Origin of the sequence: Sphingobium sp. CR28, assembly GCF_052327305.1 — a bacterium.
Classification (GTDB): domain Bacteria; phylum Pseudomonadota; class Alphaproteobacteria; order Sphingomonadales; family Sphingomonadaceae; genus Sphingobium.
On sequence record NZ_CP182486.1, the window covers coordinates 2,279,210 to 2,292,770 of the forward strand.

Below are 13,561 nucleotides of genomic sequence, written 5' to 3' on the forward strand. Positions count from 1 at the left end.
TGTCTTTTCAGCGGCCGGTGAGGGTCGCTTCGCCCGAAACCGGGATAGAGACGGGCGCGGCGCCATCCTTGCCCACTTCGGGCGCGATCTTGCCGGCTCGCGTCTCGACCTTGCCGCCGGGCATGACGAGCTGGAGGCCGCTAATGATTACGCGATCCTGAGGCGCGAGGCCGGAGCGAATGATGCGCAGGCCGTCCACGACGGGGCCGACGTCGACCGGCTTGGCGACCACTGTGCCGTCCTTGGCTGCCACCAGCACGATCCGGCGGGCCTGATCGACCTGGATCGCGGTCTCGGGGACCAGCAGCGCCTTGGTGGTGCCGCCGTTCGAAAGCCGCATATTGCCGAACATGCCCGGAGTGAGGAACAGATCCGGATTGGCGACCGTGGCGCGGCCACGGATTGTGCCCGACCGTGGATCAAGGCCATTGTCCGTGAAGTCGAGTTGCCCCGTCCACTTGTAGCCCGACTCGTCCTGAAGGCGGATCTGGACAGGCGTCGGCTGGTTCCCGGCGTCGCGCGCGCGCTTGGCCTTGAGGAACAGCCCTTCAGAACCATTGAACGAGAAGTAGATGGGGTCGACTGCGTTGATCGTCGTCAGCAATGTGCTGCCCTGACCTTCGCCCGCCGCGACAAGATTGCCCGGGTCCACCCGGCGATCCGAAATCCGACCGGCAATCGGTGCACGCACCTGCGTGAACTCGACATCCAGCGCCCGTGAGCGCACGCGCGCTTCGGCGCCGGCCACAGCCGCGACAGCCGCCTGCACGCGGGCGCGCAGCCGGTCTACTTCGCTCTTGGAAACAGCATCGTCATTAATCAGACGCTCGGCACGGCCGAGGTCCGCGCGGGCCAGCGCAAGATCGCTGCGCGCACTGGCAACAGCGGCCCGCGCTTCAGCCAGCGCGGCGGTAAAGGGGCGGGGGTCGATGGTGAAGAGCAACTGCCCTTTCTGGACGATCTGCCCATCCTTGAAATGAAGGCCGGTGATCTGGCCGGAGACGCGCGGACGCACCTCGACGCTCCGGCTCGCCTCGAAACGGCCAATATAGTCGTCCCACTCGTTGACCTCGCGGGAAAGCGGCGTGGCGACCGCAACGACGGGTGTCGGCATGGCCGGCGGGGGCGGTGGCCCCCGGAACACATAGCTCGCGACGCCCACAGCGAGCAGCAGGGGAACCCCGATGAATGCGGCGCGGCGCCAGCTTCTCTGACGGTCAGAAGCCACGGTGTCGTCCGTGGCTTCCGAGTTCTTCTGCGTAGGTTGGAAAGGCATGTTCATGCAGCGACCCCTTCTCCTCGCGAAAGCCGCGCAGCACCAATGCTCCGCTGCAGCAGCTCATACTGATCCATCGAAAAACCGGCCGCGAGAAAGGCCTTGAGTTCCGTATTTGCGATAGCGAAGCCCCGATGCCACGCCAGAACGGCGATCCGGCGAAGCGCTTCGAGACGGCCGTCGGCCAGACGCGGGCTGCGCCGGGAGCCGCCGAAAAGCGAACCCAGAGCGATCGAGAGGCGACCCGGCTCCCGCAGGCTGGCGAGGCTGTCATTGCGGGCGACCGCGACGACCGACCATTCGAAGGCGCTGAGAGCGGCCGTGCGCGTGTCATTCGCGGCAGTGATCTGGCTGTGCATCATGTCCGTTTTCCCTGTTTCTGCCCGCAGGCGTGGCAGCGCCATTCCCGCGTCGGGCCGCTGGCCCTGATCGTCCTTTTCCGGCAGAATTCAGGCGCGCAGACGTTCCGGCAGCATCTGCTGCCGTCGAAGGTCTCAGCGCCGTCTCCTGTCGGCGATACTAATTTATTGAATTGAGCAGGAAGGGTTTGGCCCCGCCGCCATTTCTATACTGACCGGTATATAAATCGCGACCCGATGCGTCAAGCGCCTTTTATACCGGTTGGTATTTTTTTGTCGAGAGGGTCTCTTCGCGGGCGGAATCGTTGGTGGGCCAGGCCTGAAGGCTGGTTTCCAGAAGCGCGTTGAGATCCTCGCACGTCGCGCCTGCTCCCGCCTGTAGCGCCATGCCCTGCGCGATGGCGACCAGATAGCTGGTGAGGCCGCGTGGATCGACGGACTGCGGCAGATCCCCCTCCGCCTTTGCACGCTCGAAGCGTCCAATGATCGCTTCCTTCACGACGGCGCCGCGGGCGTTCACTTCGGCGCGAATCGATTCCGCTTCTACGCCGCAAGCCACGGAATTGACGACGTTCATGCAGCCCTTGGGGTCGCCGCCCATCTGCATTTCCAAGGCGCCGCGCAACATGCGCTCGGCAACACCGCGTGCCGTCGGCGCTTCAAGAGCCTTACCGATATAATCCAGTTTCTCCCGCTCGTAGAGGTCCAGCGCCTGACGAAAGAGAGATTCCTTGTTGCCGAAAGCGGCATAGAGGCTGGGCTTGGTGATACCCATCGCGCAGGTCAATTCGTTGAGCGATGCGCCTTCATAGCCCTTGCTCCAAAACACGCGGAGAGCAGCGGCGAGGGCGGCGTCGACACAGAACTCGCGCGGGCGCCCCTTGTGAGATGAGCAGGAGAGGATTTTCATAATGAGCGGTATATAATGGAATGTGCCGCGAAAATCCAGTTTATTCGCGTGCTTGCTCTCTCGGCGCCCTGCCGTAAGGGCGACGTGCCCGTCAGAAAGGGAGCCAGTCGCGCTTCTCGGAGAACTTCATATAGCCGACATTGGCACCGAGTCGGTAGCCGACGCCAAGGCGAATGGGGATAAGCACGACATTGCCCCAGCGCAGATAGCTCGCGTTGAATCCGCCGACGAAATAAGCGGCGCCTTCGCCAGCGGGGAAGCGCTTGTAGAGTTCCTGGCTGTCATGGAGATTATAGACGAGCACGAAGGTGTTTGCAGCATTTCCGCCCAGATCGAAGCCGATGGATGGGCCGGTCCAGTAGACTTCCCGTTGCCCCTCGATCTTGTGATAAAGCGTGCCCGAGCCATAGCGAAGACCCACGCCGATCGCTCCTGACGCTTCGCGCCCGGCAATATAGGCGACAGGCTGGCCCTGCTCCTTAAGCGTGCGTTCGATGATGCCGGCAAGACCTTGCGCGCCTTTGCCGAAGACGCCTTCTGCCGCGCCAATCAGGTCGTCCTGCTGCCAGGTGGCGCTGTTCGGGCCAGTCGGAACAGCCGTCTCGGCGGTGGTCGTGCCCGGAGTCGTAGCCGGGGCAGCGGTGGCGGCGGGGGGCGTGGAGGTGGGGGCCTGCGTCGGTGCCGGGGTGGGAGACGCCGGCGCGTAATAGGGCTGGTCGGCCGGCGGATTGGGCGCGAGGTCCGCGTCGATGGCGCTGTTAGGGTCCACGGTGCGGATCTGCGCGGCCAGCGGCGCGGCAACGAGTGCACCGACTGCGACGACGGCTCGGATGAGCTTGAGCGACGGACTGATATGCATTTCCTTCACGCTTTCCCCGCTGGCGCCGCCCCCTGGAAGGCGCGGTCGCGAACCCGCACCAGCCTATCAGCCCCGCCGTATGAAACGACAATGAACGAACGGCAGACCGAATCGAATATGCGCCAGAGCGAGTCTGGGAGGGGGTGAGGGGTGTGGAGTTACGCGGCGTAGATGGCGGGGCGGTATCGCGCTTCCGGAATGGCAAGGCCCCGAGCGTTCGCGGTTTCCAGCCAGCCCTCTATCGCGTCGTCGATATTCGCCAGCGCTTCGGCTCGACTATTGCCATGAGCGGAGCATGGCTTGAGATCTGGCACGTCCGCAATCCAGCACTGGTCATCCGCCGACCAAAAAAGATTGATGTGGTAATGCGGCTCATTCATTCCTCGATATGTAGTCCGTAGGCCTCCACCAATTCAAGCAGTTCCCGGATTTGATAGCGCTTGGCGTCCTTACCATCAGGCTGGACCGGGAAGGGGCGGGGCACATCGGGATGAATGTAAATGCGGTGACTGCCTTTGGTGCGCTCATGCGTGAAGCCGAGCGCGGCCAGCAAACTATCGAAATCGCGAAAGGCAATCGCGCGATGGCCACCGATAAGGCGCTGAAGAAGGGCGGAGGGCTTGACCATATCAGGCCAGCTCGAATGTGAAGTCGCTGGAAGAAAGGATCATCTGATTGTCCTGAATTTTTAGGGCAATCCTCCTAATAATCACATGGGGTCGGCCGTCCAGTAGATGATGCGAGTTATCCAAGGGAAAAGACGCAGACCAAGGGAAAAAGTGGAATAAATAATTGAAAATTATAATGTTAGCTATCCACAGCTCATCCACACAATTCTTTCATGGCCGCTTGTCTTAGATATTTTCGAAGTTGAACTCGATCACCGCCCCATTCGCCGCCGTGTCTCCTTGCCGAAGCGTCCTTTGCGCGTTCCCGGCTTTCCTTCCGTCGAGCGACCCTGATAGCGGGGCGCTGGCCCGGTGACCTGTTCGCCGGCGGGCAGACCCAGCTCGTCCGCCTCCAGCTTGCGGATTTCGTCGCGGATGCGGCCGGCTTCCTCGAACTCCAGATCCGCCGCGGCGGCGCGCATCTTCTTCTCCAGCTCTTCGATATAGGCGCGCAGATTATGGCCAACGAGATGAGGCCTTTCCTCAAGACCGGTCTCAACCGTGACCTGATCCTTGGAAGCGACATGGGCGATGATGTCGCCGATCTGCTTGCGCACTGTCTCAGGGGTAATGCCGTGCTCGACATTATAGGCCAGCTGCCGCTCCCGGCGCCGATCGGTCTCGGCCAGCGCGCGCTCCATGGAGCCGGTGATCCGGTCGGCATAGAGAATGACGCGCCCATCAACATTGCGCGCGGCGCGCCCGATCGTCTGGATGAGGCTGGTCTCCGAGCGCAGGAAGCCTTCCTTGTCAGCATCGAGAATGGCGACGAGACCGCATTCCGGGATATCCAGCCCTTCGCGCAGCAGGTTGATGCCCACGAGCACGTCATAGACGCCCAGCCGCAGGTCGCGGATCAGCTCGATGCGCTCCAGCGTCTCTGTGTCGCTGTGCATGTAGCGCACCTTGATGCCCGCCTCATGCATGAACTCGGTGAGGTCTTCGGCCATGCGCTTGGTCAGCGTCGTGACGAGCGTGCGATAGCCTTTTGCGGCAGTGATGCGCGCCTCGTTGATGAGGTCGTCGACCTGATCCTCAACCGGTTTGATTTCGACCGGCGGATCGATGAGGCCGGTCGGGCGAATGACCTGCTCGGAAAAGGTGCCGCCGGTTTGCTCCATTTCCCACGGGCCGGGCGTAGCAGAGACGCTGACCGTCTGCGGGCGCATCGCGTCCCATTCGTTGAAGCGCAACGGCCGGTTGTCGATGCAGGAGGGCAGGCGGAAGCCATATTCGGCCAGCGTCACTTTGCGCCGGTGGTCGCCCCGCGCCATCGCGCCGATCTGCGGCACCGTCTGGTGGCTCTCATCGACGAACAGGATCGCGTTCTCCGGCAGATACTCAAAGAGCGTGGGCGGCGGCTCACCGGGGAGGCGACCCGTGAGGAAGCGGGAATAATTCTCGATCCCTGCGCAGCTGCCGGTCGCGGCAATCATTTCCAGGTCGAAATTGGTGCGCTGCTCGAGACGCTGGGCCTCCAGCAGCCGACCCTCGGCAGTGAGCTCCTTCAGGCGCTCGGTCAGCTCGTGGCGGATTGCCTCCATCGCCTGCTTGAGCGTGGGGCCGGGCGTGACATGGTGCGAATTGGGGAAGACCTTCACATAGTCGAGGCTCGCCGATTTCTTGCCGGTCAACGGATCGAATTCGACGATCTCCTCGATCTCGTCGCCGAAGAAACTGATCCGCCAGGCATTATCTTCATAATGGCTGGGGAAGATCTCCAAATTGTCGCCGCGCACGCGGAAATTCCCGCGCCCGAAGGCCGCGTCGTTGCGCTTATATTGCAGCGCGACGAGCTTGCGAATGATCTCGCGCTGGTCGGCGCTTTCGCCTTTCTTGAGCGCGAAGGTCATTGCCGAATAAGTCTCGACCGAACCGATGCCGTACAGGCAGGAGACCGACGCGACGATCAGCACATCGTCGCGCTCCAGCAAGGCGCGGGTGGCGGAATGGCGCATCCGGTCAATCGCCTCGTTCACCGAGCTTTCCTTCTCGATGTACGTGTCCGACCGGGCGACATAGGCCTCGGGCTGGTAATAGTCGTAATAGCTGACGAAATATTCCACGGCGTTTTCCGGGAAGAAGCTCTTGAACTCGCCATAGAGCTGGGCAGCCAGGATCTTGTTGGGTGCCAGAATGAGGGCGGGCCGCTGCACTGCCTCGATCACCTTGGCCATGGTGAAGGTCTTGCCCGAGCCGGTCACGCCCAGCAGCACCTGGTCCTTCTCACCGGCCTTGGCGGTTTCGACCAACTCGGCAATGGCGGTCGGCTGGTCGCCAGCCGGCTGATAGTCCGAGACCAGCTTGAACCGCTTGCCCCCTTCGGCCTTTTCCGGCCGCGCCGGCCGATGCGGGATGAAGGTCTGCCCTGTCTCGGGCTCGGAGAGATCGGTGCGGATGGTGATCGCCATAAGCGCCAATATGGAACCGGAGGCGGCTGGCGGCAATGGCACAGAGAGAACAAAAGGGGGTGACGTGAGCCCTCCGAATGCACGGAGTTATTTCCCCCTCAGATGTTCGAACCAGTTCGGATAGACGATACGCTTCGTGCCATATCGCTGCTTCAGGATGCCCGTGCGGTGGCCGATCCCGGTCGGTTCACCCCAACTCGCAAACTCATCGAGATAAATGAGTTTCACGTCGAACCGAGTTCCATGAATTTCATAGAGAAGGGCCACCCACCGCTTGTCGGTGCGAAACTGTAGCCATTTCGGACGCGAGCGAGGCGTTCTGCCTCTTCGTGCTGCGACATGATTGCCTCCGGGAATCAGAGGCAGCTTCATTGCTTAGCTATTTTCCAACATTGGAAGAGGGTTTTCGATCCCTTTTAGATCGTCGCTTTCGGGAAGGGACGACGAATACGCGCGCAGAGATACCACGCTCATTCGCCTGTGGAGACGCGATATGTCCGCGAGAAGGTGGATGCCCGACAAGGATTCGAACCTTGATTGACGGAGTCAGAGTCCGCTCTCTTACCATTAGAGGATCGGGCAGTTGAGGCGGGCGCACTAGGGCCGGAGGCCAAGCCTTGTCAACCCATGTTGGGCCGTACCGTTTGTCGGACGTTGCGCGCTCGCTGCATCTTGCGCCGGGGGCCCATGCGCCATAGCATGAGGGCAAGTCCCGGCGGTACTCCCGCTGGTAGTAGAAAGCATAAGTTGTCATGGCCCTTGATGCCGCCCGTTCCGCGCCTCCAGGCGCACCGGCCCCCACGTCCGCGCGACGGACGGCCGCTTCCCCGGCTCGCCGGTCAGATGATGCGCGTTCCGGAAATTTCGCTGCGATCGACCTGGGCACCAATAATTGCCGACTCCTCATTGCCCGGCCCGAAGCGGAGGGCTTCATGGTGGTCGATGCGTTTTCCCGCGTCGTGCGTCTGGGAGAAGGGCTTGCCAGCACTGGGCGGCTGGCCGATGCCGCCATGGACCGGGCGCTTTCAGCGCTCTCGGTTTGCGCGGACAAACTACGCCGCCGCCGGGTGACGCTTGCCCGCTCGGTCGCGACCGAAGCCTGCCGCCGGGCGGAGAACGGCATGGCGTTTGTCGAGCGCGTCCAGCGTGAGACAGGCATCAAGCTCGATGTCATCAGCGCACAGGAGGAGGCCCGGCTCGCGGTGTTCGGCTGCTACAGTCTGCTCGAAACGGGTGACGGGCCGGCGCTCATCTTCGACATCGGGGGCGGATCGACCGAACTCGTCCTTGTCGAGATGGATGGCGATCAGCCCCGCATCCTTGACTGGCAGAGCGCGCCCTGGGGCGTCGTTAGTCTCACCGAATCCGTGTCCCGCCAGGACTCGAGTTCAGCGGGCCGGGCCGAGACCTATGCGCAGATGCGCGAGCGGGTCCGTGAGGCATTCGCCGCTTTTGCCGCACGCCTGCCGATAAGCGGCGCGTTACGGCTTCTCGGCACTTCGGGCACGGTTACGACGCTCGCCAGCGTCCATCTGCGCCTGCCGCGCTATGACCGGCAGGCGATTGATGGCCTCATCGTTTCCAGCGCGGAGATGCGGGCGGTGGCCGTCGAGCTTGCCGGGATGAGTATCGAGGAGCGGATGCGGCTCCCTTGCATTGGTGAGGAGCGGGCGGACCTCGTCGTGGCGGGATGTGCGATACTGGAAGGGATACTCGATCTGTGGCCGGCGGAGCGGCTGGGCGTTGCCGATCGCGGAATCCGGGAAGGAATATTGCGCGGCCTGATCGAAAGCGCGGTTGTCGCCTCGCGCCGGAGAGTCGGACAGTGACGCGCGGCGCCGGCGTTGGTCGCACCCGCGTGAAGACGGCGCGCAACCGCAGCGCGCAGTCCACGCGCTGGCTCGCCCGTCAGCTCAACGATCCTTATGTGAAACGCGCAAAGGCGGAGGGCTACCGGTCCCGCGCTGCCTACAAGCTTATCGAGCTGGACGAGAAGTTCGGCGTACTGAAGGGCGTGCGCCACGTGGTGGATCTGGGGGTCGCGCCCGGCGGCTGGGCACAGGTCGTCAAGCGCAAGCGGCCGGAAGCGGCGGTGGTCGGTATCGACCTGCTGCCGGTGGAGCCGCTGACGGGTGTGACCCTGCTGCAAATGGACTTCATGGCGGATGAAGCGCCCGACCGGCTGATCGAGGAACTCGGTGCGGCGCCGGATCTGGTGTTGTCGGACATGGCCGCCAACACGGTAGGGCACGCCCAGACCGACCATCTCCGCACCATGGGGCTGGTCGAGGCGGCTGCGGACTTCGCCATCAAGACTCTCCGCCCGGGCGGCGCTTTCGTGTCGAAGGTGTTTGCGGGCGGCACCGACAATAGTCTGCTGGCTGAACTCAAGCGCAACTTCACCACGGTCAAGCACGCCAAGCCGCCATCCAGCCGCAAAGGCTCGGTCGAATGGTTTGTCGTGGCGCAGGGCTTTAAAGGAAGGCAAGACGACAAGGCGTGAGCTTGCGCCTCGAGAAAAGAAATAAGCTTAGGAGGGGGAGCAATGGAGAGTGATAGACAAGGCAGCGACCTTGCGAGCGATGAGCGCTACCACGCGCTCGTCCGGCGCCGCTCGCGGTTCGCCTGGGGCCTCTCTGCCGTCATGCTGGCGATCTTCTTCGGGTATATCCTGCTCATCGCCTTCCGGCGCGATATCCTGGCCATGCCGATCGGCGGGGGTGTGACGTCGCTGGGCATACCGGTGGGCATCGGCGTCATTCTGGCCGGCATCGCCCTCACCGGCGTCTATGTGCGCAAGGCCAATCGCGAGTTCGACCCCGCATTTGATGCCCTCCGCAGGGAGTATGGTCTGTGAAGCAGGCTCAGAGCGGCAAGCTGGCATTGGCCTTCGGCGCAGTGCTCGTTCCCACGGCGGCGCTTGCCGACGCGCTCACCGGCGAAACCGAGCAGCAGGCTGCGAACTGGCCGGCCATCGCGATGTTCGCGCTCTTCGTGTTCGCGACTCTCTGGATCACGCGCTGGGCCGCGTCCCGCGTCAAGACCGCCGCCGACTTCTACACGGCTGGCGGGGGGATTACCGGCTTCCAGAATGGGCTGGCCATCGCGGGGGACTATATGTCCGCTGCGTCGTTCCTCGGCATCTCGGCGCAGATCTTTGCCGATGGTTATGATGGCCTCATCTATTCCACCGGCTTTCTGGTGGGCTGGCCGATCATTCTGTTCCTGCTCGCCGAGCGGCTGCGCAACCTCGGCCGCTACACCTTTGCCGATGTGGCCAGCTTTCGCTTCGCTCAGCCGCCCGTTCGCCTCTTCGCCGCGTTCAGCACGCTGGCTGTGGTGATCTTCTATCTCATCGCGCAGATGGTCGGCGCCGGGCAGCTCATCAAGCTGCTGTTCGGCCTGCCCTATGAATGGGCGGTGGTGATCGTGGGTGTGCTAATGACCTGCTACGTCCTGTTCGGCGGCATGATCGCGACGACCTGGGTGCAGATCATCAAGGCCGCGCTGCTGCTTGGCTGCGCCAGCTTCATGGCGTTCAGCGTGCTTTGGCGCTTCGGTTTCTCGCCAGAGGCGCTTTTCGCCCGTGCTGTCGAGGTCAAGACGAGCCTTGCGAGTGCTGCCGGCGCTGATGCCGCCACGGCAGCGACGCAGGGGCGGGCGATCATGGCGCCGGGCGGCTTCATCAAGGATCCTGTGTCGGCCATTTCGTTCGGCATGGCGCTCATGTTCGGTACTGCCGGGCTCCCGCATATCCTGATGCGCTTCTTCACGGTTCCCGATGCGAAGGAAGCTCGAAAGTCGGTGCTCTGGGCAACCGGCTGGATCGGTTATTTTTATATTCTCACGTTCATCATCGGTTTCGGCGCGATCACGCTGGTCGCCACCGATCCGAGTTATCTCGCACCCGATGGCGCCTTGCGGGGCGGCTCCAACATGGCGGCGATCCATCTGGCGGCAGCCATTGGCGGAGACGCATTCCTCGGGTTCGTCAGTGCAGTGGCTTTTGCGACTATCCTCGCGGTCGTGGCAGGCCTCACACTCTCGGGCGCTTCGGCCATTTCACATGATATTTATGCGTCCCTGGTCAAGCATGGTGCAGCGAAGGCGGAAGACGAACTCAAGGTCTCGCGGCGCACCGTGCCTGCGCTGGCGGTGATCGCGATCGCGCTCGGCATTGCATTCCAGAAGCAAAACGTCGCCTTCATGGTCAGCCTGGCATTCGCGCTCGCGGCGTCCGGCAATTTCCCCGTCCTGCTCATGTCTGTCTTCTGGAGGGGATGCACGACACGCGGCGTGGTTGCGGGCGGCACGGTGGGCGTGCTCCTGGCGCTGGTGCTGACTGTGCTTTCCCCGGCGATCTGGGTCAGCGTTCTCGGCTACGATGTGCCGATCTTTCCCTATAGCTCGCCGACCATCTTCTCGATGCCGCTGGCTTTCCTGACGATATGGCTTGTCTCGCTGGCCGACCGCAGCGGTCGTTCGGCGGTCGATCGCGGTGGTTACGACGCCCAGCGCCTGCGTGCGGAGACCGGTATCGGGGCAGCCGGTGCGTCAGGGCACTAGCGTGGCGCTGCCGAGCGTTAGTCTCCTCGCCTAACCCGCGTAGCGCGCTTCGAGCAGGTCGATCTCGCGCACCATCTTGCGCGCGATTTCGCTGCCAACCTGCCGGTTCTGGCTGCGGCGGAATATTTCCGCCCGTTCGGCGCGAAGAGCGATCAGCCGCAGCTCCCGCTCGACCTTTTCGAGCTGCTTGCGGGAAAGCGCCTCGTCGATCTCCGAGCGGCGCAGGTCGATGCGTTGTCGGTAGGCATCCATGATGCGGGAGGCGGCGGCGACGTAAATGTCGGCATCCGGGCGCCCTTCCGCCATTGCGTGTTCGGCCTGCTCCACAGCGGCGATCGCCGCCTCGGCGGCCGCGATCCGCGTGGCGTCTTCCTGCGCGAGATGGGAGGGGTCGGGCGGTAGTGCCAGGCCACGCAGCAATAATGGCAAGCCGATGCTGGCGCCGATCAACGAGACGATGATGACCCCCATAGCGAGGAATATCGCCAGGTCACGGGCGGGGAACGGCGATCCGTCGCTCATCGCGAGCGGCAGGGTGAGAACACCCGCGAGTGTGATCGCGCCGCGCACGCCCGCGAATGACATCGCCGCAACGACGCGCCAGTTGGGCCTCTGCCTCCATTGCCCCTCCCGGAACAGCGTCAGGCGGAAGGAGAGCCACACCCACAGGAAGCGCAGTGCGGCAAGGCCGATGTTAATTGCCGCGACATAGATTGCGAGCCACCAGACCTCCCGATGGCCAGTGGTCCGCACGATCTCGGCCGCGCCACCCAGGATCAGCGGCAGCTGCTCGCCCAGAATGACGAAGATGATGCCGTTGGCGGTGAACTGGATCGTATCCCACACCGTGGCGCGGCGAATGCGGGTGGCCGCCGCGATCTCGCCGCTCGCTTCCACGAAACCCATGGTGATACCGGCGGCGACGGCCGCGAGAATGCCCGAGCAATGCACATGCTCTGCAATGAGATAGGAGCCGAACGGGATCAGCAGCGAGATGAGGATCTGCGCACCGCCATCCTCGCCGAAGTGGCGCGAAATCCAGCTCTTCGCGCGAAATACCGCCCAGGTCACGCCCACGCCGACCGCGATGCCGCCCAGCGCGACCCACAGGAAATTGAGCGTGGCCGTCTGGATCGAGAAGGCGCCGGTCAGCGCGGCGGCGATAGCGAAGCGCAGGCAGACGAGGCCCGACGCGTCGTTGAGCAGGGATTCTCCTTCGAGGATGTGCATCATTCGCTTGGGGATCGGCACGCGTTGCGCAATGGCGGAGACCGCGATGGGGTCCGTGGGCGAGACGACAGCCGCGAGCGCGAAGGCGACCGCGAGCGGCATGGAGGGAATCATCCAGTGGATGAAGAAGCCCATGCCGACGACCGTGAAGATGACGAGACCAAGCGCCAGCTCGATGACTGTCTTGCCGTCCTTGAACAGCTCTTCACGCGGGATGCGCCAGCCATCGAGAAAGAGCAGCGGCGGCAGGAACAGCAGGAAGAAAATCTCGGGGTCGAGCGTCACCCGCCAGTCGGCAATGAGGCCGATCACTGCGCCCAGCGCGATCTGGAAGAGCGGACGCGGCAAGGGAATGGGAATGGCTCGAGACAGGATGCCGCTCACGACGACGGCCAGCAACAGGACGAGAATCATCGTGATGGTTTCCAAAAGCGCGGGCTCCTGTTTCGGTTGGGAAGAACCTCTTGTCGGGACCGGGGACCGTAAGGTCAACCGCCGACATGGCTTTTTTGAAGGAAATTCGCTGCGTTAATTCGGCGCGCACATTGCCGCGCGGCAGCGCCGCTTACTCGCCCAGCTGCTTCGCTTCCTGATACTTGAGTTCGAGATAACGGTTGGTCGTAGCGAGCTTGTCGAGGTCGCCGCTCGCGAGATTCTCGGTCATCGTGCCGATCTGCTGCTCGATGACGCTGAGCCCCTCCACAAGCTGCGCATCGGGCACCCGACCGTTACGCGGCGTATGGCGCAGCGGTTGCGGGATCGACTGATAGCCCGTGACGAGTTCGGGCAGATGATCCGAAAGAAGGCGACGGATCTCCAGCGCGGCGGGCTCCCGCGGGTCGAGCCGGGCGAGCTGCGGCGCCAGCGTTTCCAGCCGGGTGCCGATCGCGTTGATGATGGGAATGGCAGGCGCCGGCAGAGCGCGGCGCTGATTGTCGAGCCAGATTTCGGTCTTGAGCGGCAGCGCCTTGAGGTCGGTCTGGGCGAGCTTTGACGGCTCGACCACCGTTTCGACCGTGGGAATGAAGGCAAAGGCGAGGCAGGCGATGAGCAGGCCCAGCACCAGCAGCACGCCAGTGGTGCCGATGCCACCCAACACCATGCCGGCGATAGCCGCGCCTATCAGCACCGCTGCGACCGCCAGGATCATGCGCTTGATGCGGCCGGCAAAATCCCTGCCGGTCCGTGCGATCCGCTTGCTCGATCGCTGATATTGCGCCGAAGTGCGGGCGATCAGTTCATTCGCCTTGAGGACGATATCGTCGACTTCGCTGGCCACTGG

The 13,561-nt window shown here is 63.3% G+C and carries 14 protein-coding genes and 1 tRNA gene; 4 read left to right on the forward strand and 11 right to left on the reverse strand.

Features of this window, described 5'->3' with window-relative positions; genetic code table 11:
- Positions 1 to 7: 7 nt before the first annotated feature.
- From ACNAOH_RS10925 to ACNAOH_RS10965, 9 genes are all read right to left on the reverse strand, one after another.
- Positions 8 to 1,282 (reverse strand): efflux RND transporter periplasmic adaptor subunit, encoded by a 1,275-nt coding sequence (locus ACNAOH_RS10925; protein ID WP_443970203.1) that lies wholly within the window; start codon positions 1,280 to 1,282, stop codon positions 8 to 10.
- Positions 1,279 to 1,638 carry a hypothetical protein gene (locus ACNAOH_RS10930; RefSeq protein WP_443970206.1) on the reverse strand — a complete coding sequence of 120 codons (360 nt, stop codon included), beginning with the start codon at positions 1,636 to 1,638 and terminating at the stop codon, positions 1,279 to 1,281. Before ACNAOH_RS10930 ends, ACNAOH_RS10925 begins: the two co-directional genes overlap by 4 nt.
- A gap of 250 nt (positions 1,639 to 1,888) precedes the next feature.
- A complete protein-coding gene (locus ACNAOH_RS10935) occupies positions 1,889 to 2,545 on the reverse strand; it encodes a TetR/AcrR family transcriptional regulator (protein WP_443970208.1) in 657 nt (218 codons plus the stop codon).
- 91 nt (positions 2,546 to 2,636) lie between these two features.
- Positions 2,637 to 3,404: a DUF1134 domain-containing protein gene (locus ACNAOH_RS10940; protein WP_443970210.1), complete on the reverse strand. Its 768-nt coding sequence runs from the start codon at positions 3,402 to 3,404 to the stop codon at positions 2,637 to 2,639.
- A gap of 158 nt (positions 3,405 to 3,562) precedes the next feature.
- Positions 3,563 to 3,784, reverse strand: coding sequence for a type II toxin-antitoxin system HicB family antitoxin (locus tag ACNAOH_RS10945; protein WP_443970211.1), 222 nt, complete (start codon positions 3,782 to 3,784; stop codon positions 3,563 to 3,565).
- Positions 3,781 to 4,032, reverse strand: coding sequence for a type II toxin-antitoxin system HicA family toxin (locus tag ACNAOH_RS10950; protein ID WP_443970212.1), 252 nt, complete (start codon positions 4,030 to 4,032; stop codon positions 3,781 to 3,783). Before ACNAOH_RS10950 ends, ACNAOH_RS10945 begins: the two co-directional genes overlap by 4 nt.
- A 252-nt stretch (positions 4,033 to 4,284) precedes the next feature.
- Positions 4,285 to 6,483 (reverse strand): excinuclease ABC subunit UvrB, encoded by a 2,199-nt coding sequence (gene uvrB, locus ACNAOH_RS10955; protein WP_443970213.1) that lies wholly within the window; start codon positions 6,481 to 6,483, stop codon positions 4,285 to 4,287.
- Between the two features lie 87 nt (positions 6,484 to 6,570).
- Positions 6,571 to 6,711 (reverse strand): hypothetical protein, encoded by a 141-nt coding sequence (locus tag ACNAOH_RS10960; RefSeq protein WP_443970214.1) that lies wholly within the window; start codon positions 6,709 to 6,711, stop codon positions 6,571 to 6,573.
- A 280-nt stretch (positions 6,712 to 6,991) separates the two neighbouring features.
- Positions 6,992 to 7,065: transfer RNA gene (locus ACNAOH_RS10965), tRNA-Gln, on the reverse strand.
- A 170-nt stretch (positions 7,066 to 7,235) separates the two neighbouring features.
- Between ACNAOH_RS10965 and ACNAOH_RS10970 the strand changes: the two genes are divergently transcribed.
- Genes ACNAOH_RS10970 through ACNAOH_RS10985 form a run of 4 tightly spaced genes read left to right on the forward strand, consistent with a single transcriptional unit; the run spans position 7,236 to position 11,049 of the window.
- On the forward strand, positions 7,236 to 8,312 hold the full coding sequence (locus ACNAOH_RS10970; RefSeq protein ID WP_443970215.1) for a Ppx/GppA phosphatase family protein: 1,077 nt from the start codon (positions 7,236 to 7,238) through the stop codon (positions 8,310 to 8,312).
- On the forward strand, positions 8,309 to 8,986 hold the full coding sequence (locus ACNAOH_RS10975) for an RlmE family RNA methyltransferase (RefSeq protein ID WP_443970216.1): 678 nt from the start codon (positions 8,309 to 8,311) through the stop codon (positions 8,984 to 8,986). The genes ACNAOH_RS10970 and ACNAOH_RS10975 overlap by 4 nt, the downstream gene beginning before the upstream one ends.
- Before the next feature lie 42 nt (positions 8,987 to 9,028).
- Positions 9,029 to 9,340, forward strand: a complete 312-nt coding sequence (locus ACNAOH_RS10980; protein ID WP_443970218.1) for a DUF485 domain-containing protein — start codon at positions 9,029 to 9,031, stop codon at positions 9,338 to 9,340.
- Entirely contained in the window at positions 9,337 to 11,049 is a 1,713-nt protein-coding gene (locus ACNAOH_RS10985) for a cation acetate symporter (RefSeq protein ID WP_443970219.1), read from the forward strand. The genes ACNAOH_RS10980 and ACNAOH_RS10985 overlap by 4 nt, the downstream gene beginning before the upstream one ends.
- Before the next feature lie 30 nt (positions 11,050 to 11,079).
- On the opposite strand, the gene ACNAOH_RS10990 is transcribed toward ACNAOH_RS10985, so the two are convergent.
- Both ACNAOH_RS10990 and ACNAOH_RS10995 read right to left on the reverse strand, forming a co-directional pair.
- A complete protein-coding gene (locus ACNAOH_RS10990) occupies positions 11,080 to 12,708 on the reverse strand; it encodes a Na+/H+ antiporter (RefSeq protein ID WP_443970220.1) in 1,629 nt (542 codons plus the stop codon).
- Between the two features lie 136 nt (positions 12,709 to 12,844).
- Positions 12,845 to 13,558 (reverse strand): hypothetical protein, encoded by a 714-nt coding sequence (locus tag ACNAOH_RS10995; RefSeq protein WP_443970221.1) that lies wholly within the window; start codon positions 13,556 to 13,558, stop codon positions 12,845 to 12,847.
- Positions 13,559 to 13,561: the final 3 nt, after the last annotated feature.

Coding starts and splice junctions, on each gene's coding strand:
- ACNAOH_RS10925 (WP_443970203.1), bottom strand. CDS start 1,282: ATGAACATGCCTTTCCAACCTACGCAGAAGAACTCGGAAGCCACGGAC.
- ACNAOH_RS10930 (WP_443970206.1), bottom strand. CDS start 1,638: ATGATGCACAGCCAGATCACTGCCGCGAATGACACGCGCACGGCCGCT.
- ACNAOH_RS10935 (WP_443970208.1), bottom strand. CDS start 2,545: ATGAAAATCCTCTCCTGCTCATCTCACAAGGGGCGCCCGCGCGAGTTC.
- ACNAOH_RS10940 (WP_443970210.1), bottom strand. CDS start 3,404: ATGCATATCAGTCCGTCGCTCAAGCTCATCCGAGCCGTCGTCGCAGTC.
- ACNAOH_RS10945 (WP_443970211.1), bottom strand. CDS start 3,784: ATGAATGAGCCGCATTACCACATCAATCTTTTTTGGTCGGCGGATGAC.
- ACNAOH_RS10950 (WP_443970212.1), bottom strand. CDS start 4,032: ATGGTCAAGCCCTCCGCCCTTCTTCAGCGCCTTATCGGTGGCCATCGC.
- uvrB (WP_443970213.1), bottom strand. CDS start 6,483: ATGGCGATCACCATCCGCACCGATCTCTCCGAGCCCGAGACAGGGCAG.
- ACNAOH_RS10970 (WP_443970215.1), top strand. CDS start 7,236: ATGGCCCTTGATGCCGCCCGTTCCGCGCCTCCAGGCGCACCGGCCCCC.
- ACNAOH_RS10980 (WP_443970218.1), top strand. CDS start 9,029: ATGGAGAGTGATAGACAAGGCAGCGACCTTGCGAGCGATGAGCGCTAC.